This window comes from Paenibacillus farraposensis (assembly GCF_020736845.1).
Lineage (GTDB): Bacteria > Bacillota > Bacilli > Paenibacillales > Paenibacillaceae > Paenibacillus > Paenibacillus farraposensis.
The window spans coordinates 1-205 of sequence record NZ_JAFFQR010000014.1 but is presented as its reverse complement, the minus strand read 5'-3'; the positions used below and the strand labels follow the sequence as shown (position 1 = coordinate 205).

General features: G+C 50.7%; 1 pseudogene. It reads right to left on the bottom strand.

Going from position 1 to position 205, the window contains the following annotated elements:
* Positions 1-205 (bottom strand): annotated as a pseudogene (locus JO375_RS02810) (chitin-binding protein); the annotation flags it as partial.

Sequence of the window (205 nt, the reverse complement as noted above, 5' to 3'; positions counted from 1 at the left end):
TATCCGTATAGGTTAGTTCGCTTCCCGTGTACACCACTTTTCCATCTCTTTGCAATTCGTAACTTTGTGCGTCGGCTACTGCATTCCAACTGAGCGTAATACTCGTTGTTGTGGCAGTGCCTATTAGATTCGTCGGAGCCGCTGGCGCCGGAGTGGTCGGTGTCGGATCAGTTGGCGTCGGATCAGCTGTTTTCACTTGCAATGA